Annotated in this window: 17 protein-coding genes and 1 riboswitch; of the genes, 7 read left to right on the top strand and 10 right to left on the bottom strand. The window is 70.0% G+C overall.

The window, feature by feature from the left end:
• Positions 1–57 precede the first annotated feature (57 nt).
• A riboswitch (cobalamin riboswitch) is annotated at positions 58–217 on the bottom strand.
• A 59-nt stretch (positions 218–276) separates the two neighbouring features.
• From mctP to ACFZBD_RS12390, 3 genes are all read right to left on the bottom strand, one after another.
• Positions 277–1,902, bottom strand: coding sequence for a monocarboxylate uptake permease MctP (gene mctP / locus ACFZBD_RS12400; protein ID WP_391139299.1), 1,626 nt, complete (start codon positions 1,900–1,902; stop codon positions 277–279).
• Complete coding sequence (locus ACFZBD_RS12395; protein ID WP_391139298.1) at positions 1,899–2,150, bottom strand: DUF3311 domain-containing protein; 252 nt, start codon at positions 2,148–2,150, stop codon at positions 1,899–1,901. Before ACFZBD_RS12395 ends, mctP begins: the two co-directional genes overlap by 4 nt.
• A 132-nt stretch (positions 2,151–2,282) precedes the next feature.
• Positions 2,283–3,047, bottom strand: a complete 765-nt coding sequence (locus ACFZBD_RS12390) for a GntR family transcriptional regulator (RefSeq protein ID WP_046907340.1) — start codon at positions 3,045–3,047, stop codon at positions 2,283–2,285.
• 285 nt (positions 3,048–3,332) lie between these two features.
• Here ACFZBD_RS12390 and ACFZBD_RS12385 point away from each other — a divergent pair, with 285 nt between their 5' ends.
• From ACFZBD_RS12385 to ACFZBD_RS12370, 4 genes are all read left to right on the top strand, one after another.
• Positions 3,333–4,613 carry an extracellular solute-binding protein gene (locus ACFZBD_RS12385; RefSeq protein WP_391139297.1) on the top strand — a complete coding sequence of 427 codons (1,281 nt, stop codon included), beginning with the start codon at positions 3,333–3,335 and terminating at the stop codon, positions 4,611–4,613.
• A gap of 73 nt (positions 4,614–4,686) precedes the next feature.
• Positions 4,687–5,682 (top strand): ABC transporter permease subunit, encoded by a 996-nt coding sequence (locus ACFZBD_RS12380; RefSeq protein WP_391139296.1) that lies wholly within the window; start codon positions 4,687–4,689, stop codon positions 5,680–5,682.
• A 23-nt stretch (positions 5,683–5,705) separates the two neighbouring features.
• Complete coding sequence (locus tag ACFZBD_RS12375) at positions 5,706–6,569, top strand: ABC transporter permease subunit (protein ID WP_391139672.1); 864 nt, start codon at positions 5,706–5,708, stop codon at positions 6,567–6,569.
• Positions 6,570–6,577: 8 nt separating this feature from the next.
• Entirely contained in the window at positions 6,578–8,095 is a 1,518-nt protein-coding gene (locus ACFZBD_RS12370; RefSeq protein ID WP_391139295.1) for a glycoside hydrolase family 3 N-terminal domain-containing protein, read from the top strand.
• Between the two features lie 132 nt (positions 8,096–8,227).
• Here ACFZBD_RS12370 and nagB read toward each other — a convergent pair whose 3' ends face one another.
• The gene (nagB, locus tag ACFZBD_RS12365; RefSeq protein ID WP_391139294.1) at positions 8,228–9,013 is read right to left on the bottom strand and encodes a glucosamine-6-phosphate deaminase; all 786 of its coding nucleotides are present in this window, start codon (positions 9,011–9,013) and stop codon (positions 8,228–8,230) included.
• 196 nt (positions 9,014–9,209) lie between these two features.
• Complete coding sequence (locus ACFZBD_RS12360; protein ID WP_391139293.1) at positions 9,210–9,962, bottom strand: SDR family oxidoreductase; 753 nt, start codon at positions 9,960–9,962, stop codon at positions 9,210–9,212.
• A gap of 83 nt (positions 9,963–10,045) precedes the next feature.
• Between ACFZBD_RS12360 and ACFZBD_RS12355 the strand changes: the two genes are divergently transcribed.
• Together ACFZBD_RS12355 and ACFZBD_RS12350 are read left to right on the top strand one after the other, a co-directional pair.
• On the top strand, positions 10,046–10,654 hold the full coding sequence (locus tag ACFZBD_RS12355; RefSeq protein ID WP_391139292.1) for a TetR family transcriptional regulator: 609 nt from the start codon (positions 10,046–10,048) through the stop codon (positions 10,652–10,654).
• A gap of 354 nt (positions 10,655–11,008) precedes the next feature.
• Positions 11,009–12,475: a histidine kinase N-terminal domain-containing protein gene (locus tag ACFZBD_RS12350; protein ID WP_391139671.1), complete on the top strand. Its 1,467-nt coding sequence runs from the start codon at positions 11,009–11,011 to the stop codon at positions 12,473–12,475.
• 173 nt (positions 12,476–12,648) lie between these two features.
• On the opposite strand, the gene ACFZBD_RS12345 is transcribed toward ACFZBD_RS12350, so the two are convergent.
• Positions 12,649–12,906 (bottom strand): WhiB family transcriptional regulator, encoded by a 258-nt coding sequence (locus ACFZBD_RS12345; RefSeq protein WP_003953983.1) that lies wholly within the window; start codon positions 12,904–12,906, stop codon positions 12,649–12,651.
• 317 nt (positions 12,907–13,223) lie between these two features.
• Complete coding sequence (locus ACFZBD_RS12340) at positions 13,224–14,192, bottom strand: diacylglycerol kinase family protein (RefSeq protein WP_391139291.1); 969 nt, start codon at positions 14,190–14,192, stop codon at positions 13,224–13,226.
• 74 nt (positions 14,193–14,266) lie between these two features.
• Between ACFZBD_RS12340 and ACFZBD_RS12335 the strand changes: the two genes are divergently transcribed.
• Complete coding sequence (locus ACFZBD_RS12335; RefSeq protein ID WP_391139290.1) at positions 14,267–14,704, top strand: hypothetical protein; 438 nt, start codon at positions 14,267–14,269, stop codon at positions 14,702–14,704.
• A 99-nt stretch (positions 14,705–14,803) separates the two neighbouring features.
• Here the strand turns inward: ACFZBD_RS12335 and ACFZBD_RS12330 are convergent, their stop codons facing one another.
• From ACFZBD_RS12330 to ACFZBD_RS12320, 3 genes are all read right to left on the bottom strand, one after another.
• Positions 14,804–15,742, bottom strand: coding sequence for a SigB/SigF/SigG family RNA polymerase sigma factor (locus tag ACFZBD_RS12330; RefSeq protein ID WP_391139289.1), 939 nt, complete (start codon positions 15,740–15,742; stop codon positions 14,804–14,806).
• Positions 15,739–16,152 (bottom strand): anti-sigma regulatory factor, encoded by a 414-nt coding sequence (locus tag ACFZBD_RS12325; RefSeq protein ID WP_015036094.1) that lies wholly within the window; start codon positions 16,150–16,152, stop codon positions 15,739–15,741. Before ACFZBD_RS12325 ends, ACFZBD_RS12330 begins: the two co-directional genes overlap by 4 nt.
• Positions 16,153–16,411: 259 nt before the next feature.
• Positions 16,412–16,672, bottom strand: a complete 261-nt coding sequence (locus ACFZBD_RS12320; RefSeq protein WP_391139288.1) for a UBP-type zinc finger domain-containing protein — start codon at positions 16,670–16,672, stop codon at positions 16,412–16,414.
• Positions 16,673–16,692: the final 20 nt, after the last annotated feature.

Genomic DNA, 16,692 nt, shown 5'->3' with positions numbered 1-16,692 from the left:
CGCCGTGTCCACCGGCCCACTCCGCGAGGCCCGGACGACTCTGGCACCCGGAACGGACGGACCGGGCGCACTGTCGGCAGGTCTTCGGACTCGCGTGAGCGCAAAAGCACACCAACACACCGTTGCGGGACAGTTCCGGATTTCCACCGGATTCCCCTGCGGCGACAGCGAGATGAGCATACATGTGGGGGGCGCCGCTTGCGGCACCCCCCACATGTTGTGTCGCTCCTCCTCCGGTGCGTCCGCCTTTCAGCCCCTCCGCCCCGGAGCGAGCGGTCAGTGCGTGTTCGCGCCGAGCTTGGGAAGCTCGGTCTCGACCCCCGGGTCGCCCGCGTCCGCGGTGTAGTCCGACGGAGAGGTCTCGTCGATGCCGTCCGGCGCCTTGACCGCCCTCAGGACGAAGGTGAGGACGACGGTGACGACGACGTTGAGCACGAAGGCGGTGAGACCGATGTAGCCGATCTCGCCGATGCCCGGGATCTCGGCGGACGAGCCGCCGAAGTGCTTCTGGGTCGGGCTGGCCACTCCGTACGCCGCCGCCGTGCCGTACACCATGCCGACGGCCCAGCCGGCGAGCAGCGCCCAGCGGTGGAACCAGCGGGTGAACAGACCGCCGACCAGCGCCGGCAGGGTCTGCAGGATCCAGATGCCGCCGAGGAGCTGGAAATTGATGGCGACGGTCTTGTCCATGGTGAGGACGAAGGCCAGCGCGCCGACCTTCACCAGCAGGGACACCAGCTTGGACACCTTGGTCTCCTGCTCCGGCGTGGCGTCCGGCTTCAGGAAGTCCTTGTAGATGTTGCGGGTGAAGAGGTTGGCCGCGGCGATCGACATGATCGCCGCCGGCACCAGCGCGCCGATGCCGATCGCGGCGAAGGCCACGCCCGCGAACCAGTCCGGGAACATGTTCTCGAACAGCTGCGGGATGGCGAGCTGGCCGTTGCTGACCTTGACCCCGGCCGCGATCGCCATGAAGCCGAGCAGCGCCAGCAGACCCAGCATCAGGGAGTAGAGCGGCAGGATCGTGGTGTTGCGGCGGATGACGTCACGGCTGCGCGAGGAGAGCGTCGCCGTGATCGAGTGCGGGTACATGAAGAGCGCGAGCGCCGACCCGAGCGCCAGCGTGGCATAGCCCCACTGGCCCATCTCGCCCGGCACCAGCGCGCCGCGCGGCTTGTCGGTCGCCGGGTTGACCGTCGCGTAGGCCTCGCCGGCCTTGGCGAAGATCTCGTCGAAGCCGCCGAGCTTGATCGGGATGTAGATGATCGCCACCGCGATGACGATGTAGATCAGGGTGTCCTTGACGAAGGCGATGAGCGCCGGGGCGCGCAGACCCGAGGAGTACGTGTACGCCGCGAGGACACCGAACGCGATCAGCAGCGGCAGGTCCTTGATGAACCAGTGGGTGGTCTCGCCGCCGCCCACGCCCATCACGTCCAGGACGGCCTGGATGCCGACGAGCTGGAGCGCGATGTACGGCATGGTGGCGAGGATGCCGGTCAGCGCGACCGCCAGCGACAGGCCCTTGGAGCCGAACCGGCCGCGGACGAAGTCCGAGGTGGTGACGTAGCCGTGCTTGTGCGAGACGGACCACAGGCGCGGCAGGAAGGTGAAGATCAGCGGGTAGACCAGGATGGTGTACGGCACGGCGAAGAAGCCGGCCGCGCCTGCCGCGTAGATCGCCGCCGGGACGGCGACGAAGGTGTAGGCGGTGTAGAGGTCGCCGCCCAGCAGGAACCAGGTCACCCAGGTGCCGAACGAGCGGCCGCCCAGGCCCCACTCGTCGAGGCTGTGCTCGTTCTCGGCCCTGCGCCAGCGCGAGGCGAGGAAGCCCATGACCGTGACGGCCAGGAAGAAGAAGATGAAGACGGCGAGTGCGACGCCGTTCACGCCGTCCTTCACTTCGACCCACCTCCCTTGCGGGATCGCTGGTCACGCTGCCACAGCTGGTACGCGATCATGGTCAGCACGGTCGAGATGACGACCCAGGCCATCTGGTACCAGTAGAAGAACGGGATGCCGATGAAGGTCGGTTCGACCTTCGCGTACGAGCTCACCCAGAGCATCGCCACGAACGGCGCGAACAGGCAGAGCGCCACCACCACCCGCACGGGTGTGACGGTTGGTTGTCTTTGCTGTGTTTCCGGCATACGGCGAACCGTCCCCTCGCTGATCACCTGTGTAATGGGCAGGAAATCTAGGGGACGGGTACGCCGTATGGAACCCCCGTCCGAATATCGGACGCGGCTGGGGTCTTTTGTCGGGGAATGGCGGGCGGCGGCTCAGCCGTTGGGGCGCTGCAGCCTGGCGACGAACTTGTACCGGTCGCCGCGGTAGACCGAGCGCACCCACTCGACCGGCTCGCCCTGGGCGTCCAGGGAGTGACGGGAGAGCATCAGCATCGGCAGGCCTACGTCCGTCCCGAGCAGCCCGGCCTCGCGCGGAGTGGCCAGGGAGGTCTCGATCGTCTCCTCGGCCTCGGCGAGGTGTACGTCGTACACCTCGGCCAGCGCGGTGTAGAGCGAGGTGTACTTCACCAGCGAACGGCGCAGCGCCGGGAAGCGCTTGGCCGAGAGGTGGGTGGTCTCGATCGCCATCGGCTCGCCGCTCGCCAGGCGCAGCCGCTCGATGCGCAGCACCCGGCCGCCCGCGGAGATGTCGAGCAGTCCGGCCAGGGTGTCGTCGGCGGTGACGTACCCGATGTCGAGCAGCTGGGAGGTGGGCTCCAGGCCCTGGGCCCGCATGTCCTCGGTGTAGGAGGTCAGTTGCAGCGCCTGCGAGACCTTGGGCTTGGCCACGAAGGTGCCCTTGCCCTGGATGCGTTCGAGGCGGCCCTCGACGACCAGCTCCTGCAGGGCCTGGCGCACGGTGGTGCGCGAGGTGTCGAACTCGGCGGCGAGGGTGCGCTCCGGCGGGACCGGCGTGCCGGGCGGCAGGGTCTCCGTCATGTCGAGCAAATGCCGCTTCAGTCGGTAGTACTTGGGCACGCGCGCGGTGCGGGTGGCGGCCCCGCCCTCCGTCTCCGTGCTGCCCGCGTCCGTGGCCATGGCCTGCCTTCCCGACTCCTGTGCTGCTGCCGTCACCGGCTCCTCCGTCTGTCGCGGCTCACATGGTGGCACGGACCGGTCACGGGTCGTCGCCCTCCCTCAGGTGTCGGTCCGATAACGGACCCGACTGCCCTTCTTATACACCCTTGACACCCCTAAAGGTCTAGGCCAAGCTCCCGGTACTGGTCTAAACCATTAAAGACCAGGTCCCAGCCCCACGAGCATTACTCGGCGTATGTCTTCGCGCGGTGGGCAGGGGTTGCAGGCATCCCTGAGGAGGGTGGCGTGAAGCGCAAGCTCATCGCGGCGATCGGCGTCGCGGGCATGATGGTCTCGATCGCGGCGTGTGGCGGTTCGGACAAGGGTGGGGACTCGGCCGGGGGCGACGTCAAGGAGATCACCGTCTGGCTGACGGTGGACGCCCAGAACAACTGGCCCGAGCTGGTCAAGGCCGCCGACGACGCCGTGGTCAAGAAGCACCCCGGCATCAAGATCAAGCACGAGTACTACGGCTGGCCGGACAAGAACACCAAGCTCGACGCGGTGCTCGCCACGGACAAGGCCCCGGACGTTGTCGAGATGGGCAACTCCGAGATGATCAGCTACATGGCCAAGGGCGCCTTCGCCGAGGTCGACGCGTCGAAGTTCGAGAACTCGGACAAGTGGCTCGACGCCCTCAAGGACTCGGTCACCTACAACGGCAAGACCTACGGCGTCCCCTACTACGCCGGTGGCCGCGTGGGCACCTGGCGCAAGGACATCGCCGCCGAGGCGGGCGTCAAGGCCGCCCCGAAGACCTGGGCCGAGCTGACCGCCGCCCTCGACGCCATCCAGAAGAAGAAGGGCGGCAAGTTCAGCGCCTGGTACCAGCCGTCGCCCGACTGGTACGCCGCGATGTCCTTCGTCTTCGACGCCGGCGGCTCGATCGCCAAGCAGGACGGCGAGACCTGGAAGGCGAACCTCTCCTCGCCGGAGTCCGTCAAGGGCCTCAACGAGTACAAGAACATCATCGACAAGTACATGCACGGCGACAAGACGAAGGACGAGTCCGACCGTCCCGTCGTCTTCGGCCAGGGCAACGCCGCCACGATGTTCGCCGCCGGCTGGGAAGGCGCCACCGCGGCCGACCCGAAGAGCGACAAGGTCGGCGGGCTGAAGGACAAGCTCGAGAACTTCGTGATGCCCGGCCCGTCCGGCAAGAACCTCCCGGTCTTCCTCGGCGGCTCGGACCTGGCCATCCCGGTCAAGTCCAAGGCGCAGGGCGTCGCCGCCGAGTGGATCGCCGCCTTCACCGGCGCCGAGGGCCAGAAGGGCCTCGTCGCCAAGGGCAACCTGCCCAACAACAAGGCGGACCTCGCCCCGCTGAAGGCCGACCCGGCCACCACGGTCCCGGCCACCGCCGCCGAGTCCAGCTGGTTCGTCCCGACCGCTCCGGGCTGGGGCCAGGTCGAGAAGGCCCAGATCCTCAAGACGATGCTCATTGAGATCGCCAACGGCAAGAAGTCGGTCGAGGCCGCCGCGAAGGACGCGGACACCGCGATCGACAAGGTCATCAACACCAAGTGACCTTGTGCGGGGCCCCGTCCTCCCGACGGGGCCCCGCCGCCCGTACCAGAGAGGGATCGCTGAGGAGCACGGGATGAGTGCCGCAGACACAACCACCGCGAAGGTGCCGCCGTTGCGGCAATCGCCACCATCCGGCTCTGGAGCCGGCACGCCCGGCACGCCGGGGAAGAAGACGACCAAGGGCGCGGCCGGGATCCCCTGGCTCCTCCTCGCGCCCTGCCTGCTCGTCCTGGTCCTGGTCCTCGGCTATCCGCTGCTGCGGCTGGTCACCCTCTCCTTCCAGCACTTCGGCCAGCCCCAGCTCTGGGGCTTCCAGGAGGCGGAGTCGGCGGGGTTCGAGAACTTCTCGAAGATCCTGGGGGACACCGAGTTCTGGGCCGTCGTCCTGCGCACCGTGGTCTTCACGGCCGGCGCGGTCGTCCTCACCATGGTCCTCGGCATGATGATCGCGCTGCTGCTGCAGAAGGTCTCCGGCTGGGTCAAGGCACTGATCAACATCGTGCTGGTGGCCAGCTGGGGCATGCCCATCATCGTCGCCACCGCCATCTTCAAGTGGCTCTTCGACGCCGACTACGGCGTGCTCAACTGGCTGCTCAGCAAGGTGCCGGGCGTCGACATGATCGGCCACAACTGGTTCGCCAGCGGCCCCCAGGGCCTCGCCGTGATCATGCTGCTCGTGGTGTGGGGAGCCGTCCCCTTCGTGGTCATCACGCTGAGCGCCGGCCTCACCCAGGTGCCCAAGGAGCTCGAAGAGGCCGCCCGCCTCGACGGCGCCGGAGCCTGGGGCGTCTTCCGCTTCGTCACGCTCCCCATCCTCAAGCCGATCATCGTCATGCTGACGACGCTCTCGGTGATCTGGGACATGGGCGTCTTCCCGCAGGTCTACGTGATGCGCAACGGCCACCCCGAGGCGGAGTTCCAGGTCCTCACCACGTACTCGTTCGACAAGGCGTTCGTCGTCAACGACTACGGCACCGGCTCGGCGATCGCGCTCGTCACGGTCTTCCTGCTCCTCGGAGTGGTCGCCGTCTACATGCGTCAGATGCTCAAGATCGGAGAAGTGGAGTGAGCACCGCGAACGCACCGGGCCGCGTGACCACCAAGACCGCGGCCCCCGCCGCCCCCGCGACCACCCGCCGCCGCACGCCCAAGCTCGGCTGGAACCTCCTCGGACTCCTCGTCGTCGTGGTGATCGGCTTCCCGGTCTACTGGATGGTGAACACGGCGTTCAAGCCGGCGAAGGACGCCATCGACCCGAACCCGCACTTCTTCCCCTCCACCTTCACGTTGGAGAACTTCAAGCGGGCGCTGGAGGTCGCGGACTTCTGGGGCCCGGTCACCCGCAGCCTCATCGTCTCCTCGGTGGTCGTCGTCATCGGCATCGTCGTCGGCATGCTGGCGGCGCTCGCCATCTCCCGCTTCGCCTTCCGCGGCCGCAAGATCGTGATCGTCGGCATCCTCGCCGTCCAGATGGTCCCGCTCGTCGCGATGATCATCCCGGTCTTCCTGATGCTGAACGACCTGGGACAGTACGACCGGATCACCGGCCTGATCATCACGTACCTGACCTTCATCCTGCCCTTCACGGTCTGGACGCTGCGCGGCTTCATCGTCAACATCCCCAAGGAGCTGGAGGAGGCCGCCCAGGTCGACGGCTGCACCCGCACCGGCGCCTTCATCCGGGTCGTCTTCCCGCTCCTCGCGCCCGGCATGGTCGCCACCTCCGTCTACGGCTTCATCCAGGCGTGGAACGAGTACCTCTACGCCCTGATGCTGATGAGCCAGCAGAACCAGACCGCCACCGTCTGGCTCGGCAACTTCATCACGAAGAACGGCACCGAGTACGCCCCGATGATGGCGGGCTCCACCATGATGGCCGTCCCCATCGTGATCCTCTTCCTCCTCGTCCAGCGCAAGATGGCCGCCGGTCTGACCGCCGGCGCGGTGAAGGGATGACGCCTCCCATGACCACGCTCACCACCGGCACGGACACCCTGACCCGCGACGCGCTCACCGTCCTGCAGCCCGGGTTCCTCGGCACCACCGCCCCCGACTGGCTGCTCCGCCGGATCGGCGAAGGGCTCTCCTCCGTCGGCCTCTTCGGCCGGAACATCGCCACCCCCGAGCAGCTCACCGCCCTCACGGCGCGGCTGCGCGCGGAGCGCGACGACGTCCTGGTCGCCATCGACGAGGAGGGCGGCGACGTCACCCGCCTGGAGGTCCGGCACGGCTCCTCGTTCCCCGGCAACTACGCGCTGGGCGCCGTGGACGACCCCGACCTCACCCGGGCCGTCGCCCACGAGCTCGGCCGCCGTCTCGCCGAGTGCGGCGTCGACCTCAACTGGGCGCCCTCCGCCGACGTGAACTCCAACGCCGACAACCCGGTCATCGGCGTCCGCTCCTTCGGCGCCGACCCCGCACTCGTCGCCCGGCACACCGTCGCGTACGTCGAGGGCCTCCAGGCCGTCGGCGTCGCCGCCTGCACCAAGCACTTCCCCGGACACGGCGACACCAACGTGGACTCGCACCACGCGCTGCCCCGGATCGATGTGGGACTCGACACACTGCACGCCCGTGAGCTGGTGCCTTTCCGCGCGGCGATCGCGGCGGGTACCAAAGCCGTCATGAGCGCGCATATTCTTCTCTCCGCGCTCGACCCCGACCGCCCGGCCACGCTGAGCCCGCAGATCCTGACCGGTCTGCTGCGCCAGGAGTTGGGCTTCGACGGGCTGATCGTCACCGATGGCATGGAGATGCAGGCCATCGCGTCGACGTACGGCATCGAGCGCGGATCCGTCCTCGCGATCGCCGCGGGCGCCGACGCCATCTGCGTCGGCGGCGGGCTGGCCGACGAGGAGACGGTACTTCGACTGCGCGACGCGCTGGTCGAGGCGGTACGGACCGGTGAGCTGCCCGAGGAGCGGCTGGCGGACGCCGCGGCGCGGGTACGCGCCCTGGCGTCCTGGACCCAGGCGCATCGGGCGAGGGGGGCTGTATCGGGGCCGGGCGCGGCAGTGCAGGAGGGGACCGCGCCCGGCACCGAGATCGGTCTGGTGGCGGCTCGCCGCGCCTTGGAGGTGACCACCGGGGAGCGGCCCTACGCGCCGATGACCAGCGCTCCCTACGTCGCCTCCTTCGCGCCCGTCGCCAACATCGCCGTCGGCGACGAGACACCGTGGGGCGTCGCGGCGGAGCTGGAGCGGCTGCTCCCGGGGACCGTCAAGGGCACCTACGACGCGCCCTCGGCGGACGCGGTGCTCGCGGCGGCGGGGGACCGCCGGATCGTCGCGGTCGTCCGGGACGCCCACCGTCACCCGTGGATGACCGAGGCGCTGGACGCCCTGCTGGCGGCCCGCCCGGACACGGTCGTGGTGGAGATGGGCCTGAGCCAGGCGGAGCCCCGGGGGGCCCTGCACATCGCCACCCGGGGCGCGGCCCGGGTCTGCGGCCGGGCGGCGGCGGAGGCCATCGCCGGCGTGTGAGACGACTCCCGCGGGGTCCGGCGGCCCCGCGGGAGGCAAAGGAGGGGCCCGGCACCTGTTCCAGGTGCCGGGCCCCTCCTCGTAGCCCAGAAGCCTCGTGTCCCGGGAGCCTCGTGTCCCGGGACCGTGCGGTCAGATGCCCTGCCAGGCGGGCTTGTTCGCGAAGGTGTGACGGAAGTAGTGCGCCAGCTTCAGCTTGGACGCGGCGGCCTCGTCCACCACGACCGTGGCGTGCCGGTGCAGCTGCAGCGCCGAGGCCGGCACGATCGCGGCGACCGGGCCCTCGACCGTCTGCGCCACGGCCTCGGCCTTGCCCTCGCCGGTGGCGAGGAGCACGAGGTGGCGCGCCTCCAGGATGGTGCCGATGCCCTGGGTGATGACGTGGTGCGGCACCTGCTCGATGTCGTCGTCGAAGAAGCGCGCGTTGTCCACCCGGGTCTGCTCGGTGAGCGTCTTGATCCGGGTCCGGGAGGCGAGCGAGGAGCAGGGCTCGTTGAAGCCGATGTGCCCGTCGGTCCCGATGCCGAGGATCTGCAGGTCGACGCCGCCCGCGTCGGCGAGCGCCTGGTCGTACGCCTCGCAGGCCGCCTGCACGTCCTCGGCGGAGCCGTCGGGGCCCAGGAAGGCGTCCTGGGAGAGCCCGAGCGGCTCGACGACCTGGCGCAGCACGGTGGAGCGGTACGACTCCGGGTGGCCGGCCGGCAGCCCGACGTACTCGTCGAGCTGTGCGATCCGCGCCCGGGAGGCGTCGACGGCGCCGGCCTCGACCCGCGCGAGCAGGGCTTCGTAGATGGGCAGCGGAGTCGAGCCGGTGGCCACGCCGAGCAGCGCGTCGGGCTTGCGGCGCAGGAGCCCGGCGATGCCGTCCGCGATCAGCTCGCCGCCTGCCTTGGCGTCCGGGACGATGACAACTTCCACGCTGGTGCCTGCCGATCTGAAGAGGGGCCTGTGGTATAGACCAATCTTAGCTAAATCTAGCAGAGAAGGGGGCGCCCGCTTAAGGATCCGTCCGCCTGCCGGACCGGCCCCTCCCATGGTCGGCCGGGACACCCTCCGGAGCCACCGGAGCCGCCTCTCCGCCGGGCCGTGCACCACGCCTCCCGCCGCGTCCCCTTCAGGCGATCGAGCCTCCCGTGGCGTCGATCCACTGACCCGTCACCCAGCGCCCGTCGTGCGAGGCCAGGAAGGCCACCACATCGGCTATGTCCGCGGGCGTGCCGACCTCGCCGAGTGCCGACAGGGCCGCAGCGCCCTTCCAGGCCTCCTCGCTCCCCCGCAGCCAGCCCGCGTTGATGTCCGTGTCCACGATCCCCGGCGCCACCGCGTTGACCGTGATGCCCCGGCCGCCCAGCACCTTGGACAGATAGCGCGTGAAGGTGTCCAGCGCGCTCTTGGACATCGCGTACGCGATCAGCTCGGGCATCATCGCGGCGTGGCTCAGGCCGGTGGAGATGTTGATGATCCGGCCGCCGTCGCGCAGGCGCTCGGCGCCCTGCTGGGCCAGGAAGAACGCGGCCTTCGTGTTCACCGCGAAGATCCGGTCGTACTCCGCCTCGTCGATCGTCGCGAACGGGGCCGAGGCGCCGATCCCCGCGTTGTTGACGAGGATGTCGAGCCCCTCGGCCCGCTCGTCGAACCGCTCCCAGAGCGCCGCCGCGTCCCCGGGCACCCCGAGCTCCTGGCCGATCGCGAACGCCTCGCCGCCCGCCTCCTCGATCGCCGTGACGGTCTCCTTCGCCGCCGTCTCATTGGTCCCGTAATGCACCGCGACCCGCGCCCCGTCCCGCCCCAGGCGCTCGGCGATCCCCCGCCCGATGCCCCGGCTGCCGCCCGTGACCAGCGCCGTCTTCCCCGTGAGCGCACCCATCGGACGCCCCCCTCACTTCCGTAGTGGTCGTTACAGAAAGAAACCGTAGCACCCTTCCGTAGCGTCCGCTATAGAATTCATCCATGACGACGAAAGCGCGCGGCCGGCCCCGCTCCTTCGACCGCCTGACGGCGCTGGAGCAGGCCACGATGGCGTTCTGGGAGCACGGCTACGAGACCACCTCCGTCTCGGACCTCACCCGCGCCATGGGCATCAGCGCCCCGAGCCTCTACGCCGCCTTCGGTGACAAGAAGGCTCTGTTCGAGGAGGTCGTGGAGGCGTACGCCGTCGGTTACGGCGCGTACGGCGGCCGGGCGTTCGACGAGGAGCCCACCGCGCGCGGCGCGTTCGGCCGGATGCTCGTGGAGGCGGCGGACGTCTTCACCGACCCGTCCCACCCGCGCGGCTGCCTGATGATCTCCGCGGCGACCAACTGCTCGAATCCGGAGGTCGAGCAGGCCCTGCGCGACCGGCGCAACAGCAACCTGGCCTCGTTCGAGGAGCGGATCGGGCGGGGTGTCGCCGCCGGGGAGCTGCCGGCCGGGACGGACGTCACGACGCTCGCCCGGTTGCTCGGAGCGGTGCTCCAGGGCATGTCCCAGCAGGCGCGCGACGGGGCCACGAGGGAAGAGCTGGAGGCGGTCGCGGAGGCGGCGATGCTCGTCTGGCCGTCCGTGCCGGCCGCCGGCTGAAGCGGACTCCCGGCCCCGAAGGGCCCGGAAAGACCCGCGGGCCGCGGCGCCTGACGGGACCCTCAACCCGTCCGGCACCGCAGCCCGGAGTTGCCCGGCCGGGGGTGTGCGGTCCCTCGGCCGATGGGAGGTTCCGACGCAGTCAGGGCAGAGAGCGTCGCTACCTCGATCCACCCTCCTGTGCGGGGAGGGCGGACGTCTTCCAGGATGCCGCATGAGCATTGTGGACTAGACCATTCTGTCTGTCCATCCATGCGCGCGGCATCTTTCCTGGCCCATCCTCCATCACGAACGCCCTGAGATCCAGGTTCATGGCCCCCGAATTCCGCGGGTACGCTCGCACCTGTGCCCTCCATGAACGACCTCGTCCGCCAGCACACCGCTCTGAGTGAGTCCGACCTCGAGTGGCTCCACCTGCTGGTGTCGGAGTGGCAGCTGCTCTCCGACCTCTCCTTCGCCGACCTCGTACTCTGGGTCCCGACCCTCGACGGCACCCGTTACGTCTCCGTCGCCCAGATGCGCCCGAACACCGGGCCGACCTCCTACCAGGACGACATGGTCGGCCATCTCGTCCCGCGCGGACGCCGCCCGCTGCTCGACGCCGCCCTCGACGAGGGCCGCATCGTGCGCGAGGGCGACCCCGAATGGCGCGAGGAGGTTCCGGTCCGGGTCGAGTCCATCCCCGTACGCCGGGAGGGCCGCGTCCTCGGCGTGATCGCGCGCAACACCAACCTGCTGACCGTGCGGACCCCGAGCCGGCTGGAGCTGACGTACCTCCAGTCCGCCTCCGACCTGGCCCAGATGATCGCCGCCGGCTCCTTCCCCTTCCCCGGCGAAGCGGTCGACATGGACGCCTCGCCCCGCGCCGGCGACGGGCTGATCCGCCTCGACGCCGACGGCATCGTGCAGTACGCCTCTCCCAACGCGCTCTCCGCGTACCACCGGCTCGGACTCGCCGCCGACCTCGTCGGCCAGCACCTCGGCCAGATCACCGCCGAACTCGCCCCCTCCCGGGGCGCCGTCGACGAGGCCCTGGTCAAACTGGCCTCCGGCTACGCCCCCCGCGAGGCCGAGGTCGAGGGCAACGGCGGTGTGATCCAGTTGCGCGCCATCCCGCTCAAGCCCAAGGGCACCCGCATCGGTTCCCTCGTCCTGCTCCGGGACGTCACCGAACTGCGTCGCCGCGAGCGCGAGTTGATCACCAAGGACGCCACCATCCGGGAGATCCACCACCGGGTGAAGAACAACCTCCAGACGGTCGCCGCGCTGCTGCGCCTCCAGGCCCGCCGGATGGACTCCCCGCAGGGCCGCGAGGCGCTCAACGAGGCCGTCCGCCGGGTCGGTTCGATCGCCATCGTCCATGAGACGCTGTCCCAGAACCTGGACGAGCGGGTCCAGTTCGACGAGATCGCCGACCGGGTCATCGCGATGGTGGCCGAGATCTCGCCCGGCAAGGTCACCTGCCGGCGCAACGGCCGCTTCGGCATCCTGGACGCCGAGGTCGCCACCCCGCTCTCCATGGTCCTCACCGAAGTGCTCCAGAACGCCCTGGAACACGCCTTCGCGCAGGGGGAGCAGGGCACGGTGGAGGTCACGGCCGTCCGGGGCGAACCCCGCGCCGACGCCCGGCTGCTGATCACCGTGAAGGACGACGGGCGCGGTCTGCCCGAGGGCTTCGACCCGCAGCGCGCCGGAAACCTCGGACTCCAGATCGTACGGACGCTGGTGGAGGGCGAGTTGGGCGGCAGCTTCGACATGCAGCCCGGCTCCGAGCGCGGCACCCGGGTCGTCCTCGACATCCCCGTCCACCCGCAGAAGTAGCCCGGCCGGCCCTCGTTCGCGGGGGCGCGCACGGGCCGGTACAGCAGCGAGCCCCGGTCCGAGGAGATCGGTCCGGGGCTCGAATGCTGTGGGTTACTGCTGCGCGCTGCGGCTCGGGGGCGGTGATTGCGTACGCGATGTACGCGCCGCTTGCCTCAGGCTGACAGGGGGCTTCAGGCGCTGGCGTTGCGCGCCCGGTTGCGAGCGGCGCGGCGCTTCATCGCGCGGCGCTCGTCCTCGCTGAGGCCACCCCAGACGCCGGAGTCCTGGCCGGACTCGAGCGCCCACTGCAGGCACTGCTCCATGACGGGGCAGCGGCGGCAGACGGCCTTGGCTTCCTCGATCTGCAGCAGCGCAGGACCGGTGTTGCCGATGGGGAAGAACAGCTCGGGGTCTTCCTCACGACAAACGGCGTTGTGACGCCAGTCCATGGCTGCTACCTCTCTTGGTGTGACGTGCGGATTGCTTGTGAATGTGAACGCTTTCACGAATCCCCCCGCAAGTGAAGGGCCGACTGCCAGATGAACTGGTGTGGTCCTGAGTTCGAGGAGGGGTTCTGACTCTCAGTGGAGGCCGGTCTTGCGGGCCGTCCCGAGCGCCATGAAGAGATTCGCAAACCTCGGCTGCGGATACAACCCCTTCCGGAAAGTTTTTTTTGATTCCTCGGTGTCGGCTAGGTCACAGCCGTACTTCTAAGGGGTGGATGGCAGCCTAAACGTTCGAGTGAAAGGACTTTTGGCCCTTCCGCTCACACAATCACACGCAGTGCACGGCGTACGCCTGTGAACGTCACGCTCGTACGCAGTCCCAGGTGGTCGCCGTCCATCTGCAGGGGCAGCGGGACCTTCGAATGCAAGGTGAAGTCGGTCAGGTCGTGCAGGGACAGGGCGTGCTTGCCGTGGGGGCCGCGCTCGGGGGTGGAAGTGAGCAGCTGGGTGGCGTAGCGGGCCACCGCGGGGGCCGACAGACGGCTCAGGCCGAGCACGTCCAGGGCGGTCTCGAAGGACGCCTCCGGGGACGCGTACACCGGACGATTGCCCAGGTAGGTCCAGGGGGAGGTGTTGCAGATTATCGACAGGACCAGGTCCTCGACCGGGTCCTCGCCGGGCCGGTCCAGCGTGATCGTCCCGTGCCGGCGGTGCGGATCGTCCAGGAACTGGCGCACCACCTGGCGGAGGTAGAGGGCGTGCGTCGATCTCTTGCCGCGTTCCCGTTGCTGTTCGACTCGGCCGACGACACCCGCGTCGAAACCGAATCCCGCGCAGAAGGTGAACCAACGGGCCGGAACCGCCTCGTCCTCGCTTCCCGGCGTGCCGGAGGCGAGCCCCAGGCTCACGGTGCGTGTGCGGCGCTCACGCAGCGCGTCGAGGAGCGCGCCGGTCGCCTCCACGGCGTCGTTCGGCAGGCCGAGCGCCCGGGCGAAGACGTTGGTCGAACCGCCGGGGACCACCGCGAGGCCCGGGAGCCGCTCCGGATCGGGACCGCCGTGGAGCAGTCCGTTGACGACTTCGTTGACGGTGCCGTCCCCGCCGAGGGCGACGACCAGATCGACATCGTCCGCCTCGGCGGCCCGTCGCCCCAGGTCACGAGCGTGGCCGCGGTACTCGGTGGTGACGGCCTCCAGCTTCATCTCGCTGGCGAGGGCGTGGATGAGGACGTCCCGGGTGCGAGCACTGGTGGTGGTTGCTGCCGGATTGACCACGAGAAGTGCGCGCATGGTCGCCAGGGTACCTACCCGGTGGTACCGGGCCCAGAGGGGCAGGTCGGGGGGGTCCGGCTACCCTGCCTGGTATGAGCAGTACGGAGCAGACCGGGGAACGCCCCGCCGAGCAGCCCCCCCGCCCCGCCCGCCTGGCCGCCGCTGCCGCGGTGGCGGGCATCGAGGCGCTGGCCCTGGTGGCCGGCGGGCTCTACGTCCTCGTGACGGGAATCACCGGCGACCCGGACAGTCTCACCCAGGCCGTCACCGGAGGCGCGACCCTGGCCGCGCTCGGGCTGATCCCCGGGCTGGCGGCGCGCGGCCTGCTGCTGCGCCGGGGCTGGAGCCGCGGCCCGGCGATCATCACGCAGATCCTGGCGCTGCCGGTCGCCTGGCAGCTCCTCCAGGCGAACAGCGCGCTGATCCCGGCGGGCATCGCCCTCGCGGTCCTCGCCGTGACGGGCCTGGTGCTCCTGGTGAACCCCGCGACGACCGAGGCCCTGGGCATCGGCCGCCGCGGCGAGGCGTGACCGGCGCCCTGGCCTGAGCGGCGCCGGGACGCGACCGTCGCGCGGTGGCGTGGCCACCGCGGCGCGGCCCGCGCGCCTGTCCGCGCGGGCGCCCGCCGCCTACTCCTCGACGAGAAGCTTCTCCCGGAGCTGGGCCAGTGTCCGGGCCAGCAGCCGGGACACATGCATCTGCGAGATGCCGACCTCCTGCGCGATCTGTGACTGGGTCATGTTCCCGAAGAAACGGAGCAGCAGGATCCGCTTCTCCCGCGGCGGCAGGTCCTCCAGGAGCGGCTTGAGCGACTCGCGGTACTCGACGCCCTCCAGGGCCTCGTCCTCCGCGCCCAGGGTGTCCGCGACCGCCGGGGACTCGTCGTCCGTGTCGGGAACGTCCAGCGAGAGCGTCGAGTAGGCGTTGGCCGACTCCAGGCCCTCCAGGACCTCCTCCTCCGAGATCCCGAGGCGCTCCGCCAGCTCGTGCACGGTCGGCGAGCGGCCGTGCTGCTGGGACAGCTCCGCCGTCGCCGTCGTCAGCGACAGCCGCAGCTCCTGGAGCCGGCGCGGCACCCTGACCGCCCAGCCCTTGTCGCGGAAGTGCCGCTTGATCTCGCCGACGACCGTCGGGGTCGCGTACGTCGAGAACTCGACACCCCGCTCGGGGTCGAAGCGGTCCACCGACTTGATCAGGCCGATGGTCGCGACCTGGGTCAGGTCGTCCAGCGGCTCCCCGCGGTTGCGGAACCGCCGGGCCAGATGCTCCACCAGCGGCAGGTGCATCCGCACCAGCCGGTTGCGCAGCTCCGCCTTCTCCGGGGAGCCCTCCGGCAGCGTGCGCAGCTCGATGAAGAGCGCCCGCGCGCCGCTCCGGTCGTGCGGGTCCGGAACCCGCGGCGGCTCCGTCTCCGTGACCGCGGGCGCCTCCACGACCTCGGGAACCCTGCTGTGCTGCTCGTGCTCGCTCATGTGGACCGCCTGCTCCGTAGCGACCTCGACCTCGACCTCCGGATGCGGCCGCGCCTGCTGCTCAGGGAAGCCGGCCGTCGCGTCCCCGCTCCTCACGCCGGGCCTGGCCCCGCGCCGCGCTGTTTGTACAGGCTGATGGAGACCGTACGGTCCTCGGCCACGGACGACTCGACCTTTCCGGCCAGCGCGGACAGGACGGTCCACGCGAAGGTGTCCCGCTCGGGCGCCCGGCCGTCCGTCGTCGGGGCCGAGACCGTCACGTCGAGGGAGTCGTCCACCAGCCGGAAGACGCAGCTGAGGACGGACCCCGGCACGGCCTGCTGGAGCAGGATCGCGCACGCCTCGTCGACCGCGATCCGCAAGTCCTCGATCTCGTCGAGGGTGAAGTCCAAGCGCGCCGCGAGGCCGGCCGTGGCCGTACGCAGCACGGACAGGTAGGCACCCGCAGCGGGCAGCCGGACTTCCACGAAGTCCTGGGTCCCGGGCTCGCCTGCGATCTGGGACACCCTCACCTCCAAGGTGGCACAAGCTCATTCGGGGCCCGGGGAGAAAGCCCCCCGAACCGGGCGGTACGCAGTCGGTTGCGCAGTCCGCCGTGACGCTATCGCGATCCGTGCCGCCGTGTCGCCGTGGACCCCGCCGGGCCCCCGCCACTCCTGTGACTCATGGTAAGGCCATGAGAACGCACAGTGGCTAGGGGTCGGCAGAGCCCAATTGCGAGCGATCGACGGCACCTTGGCCGCGGAGGGGTGACGTACCCAACCGTCAGACGATCGAACCGTCCACGAAGCACCAGCGCCAGCGCTCGTTCGGCTCGAAGGTCCGCATCACCGGGTGGCCGGTGGTCGAGAAGTGCCCCGTGGCGTGCCGCCCCGCCGAGGAGTCGCAGCACCCGACGTGCCCGCAGCTCAGGCAGATCCTCAGCTGCACCGGATGGGTCCCGTCCGCCAGGCACTCCGGGCAGGTGTCGGTCAGCGGCGCGGGTTCGGGGCGCGGCATTTCGGCAACGTGCGGGCACTCGCTCATGATGGCCAGGTTACGTGGAA

The sequence above is a fragment of the Streptomyces sp. NPDC008121 genome (assembly GCF_042957155.1).
GTDB lineage: Bacteria > Actinomycetota > Actinomycetes > Streptomycetales > Streptomycetaceae > Streptomyces.
Note: the sequence above shows the minus strand (reverse complement) of the source record. Positions and strands in the feature narration are given on the sequence as shown.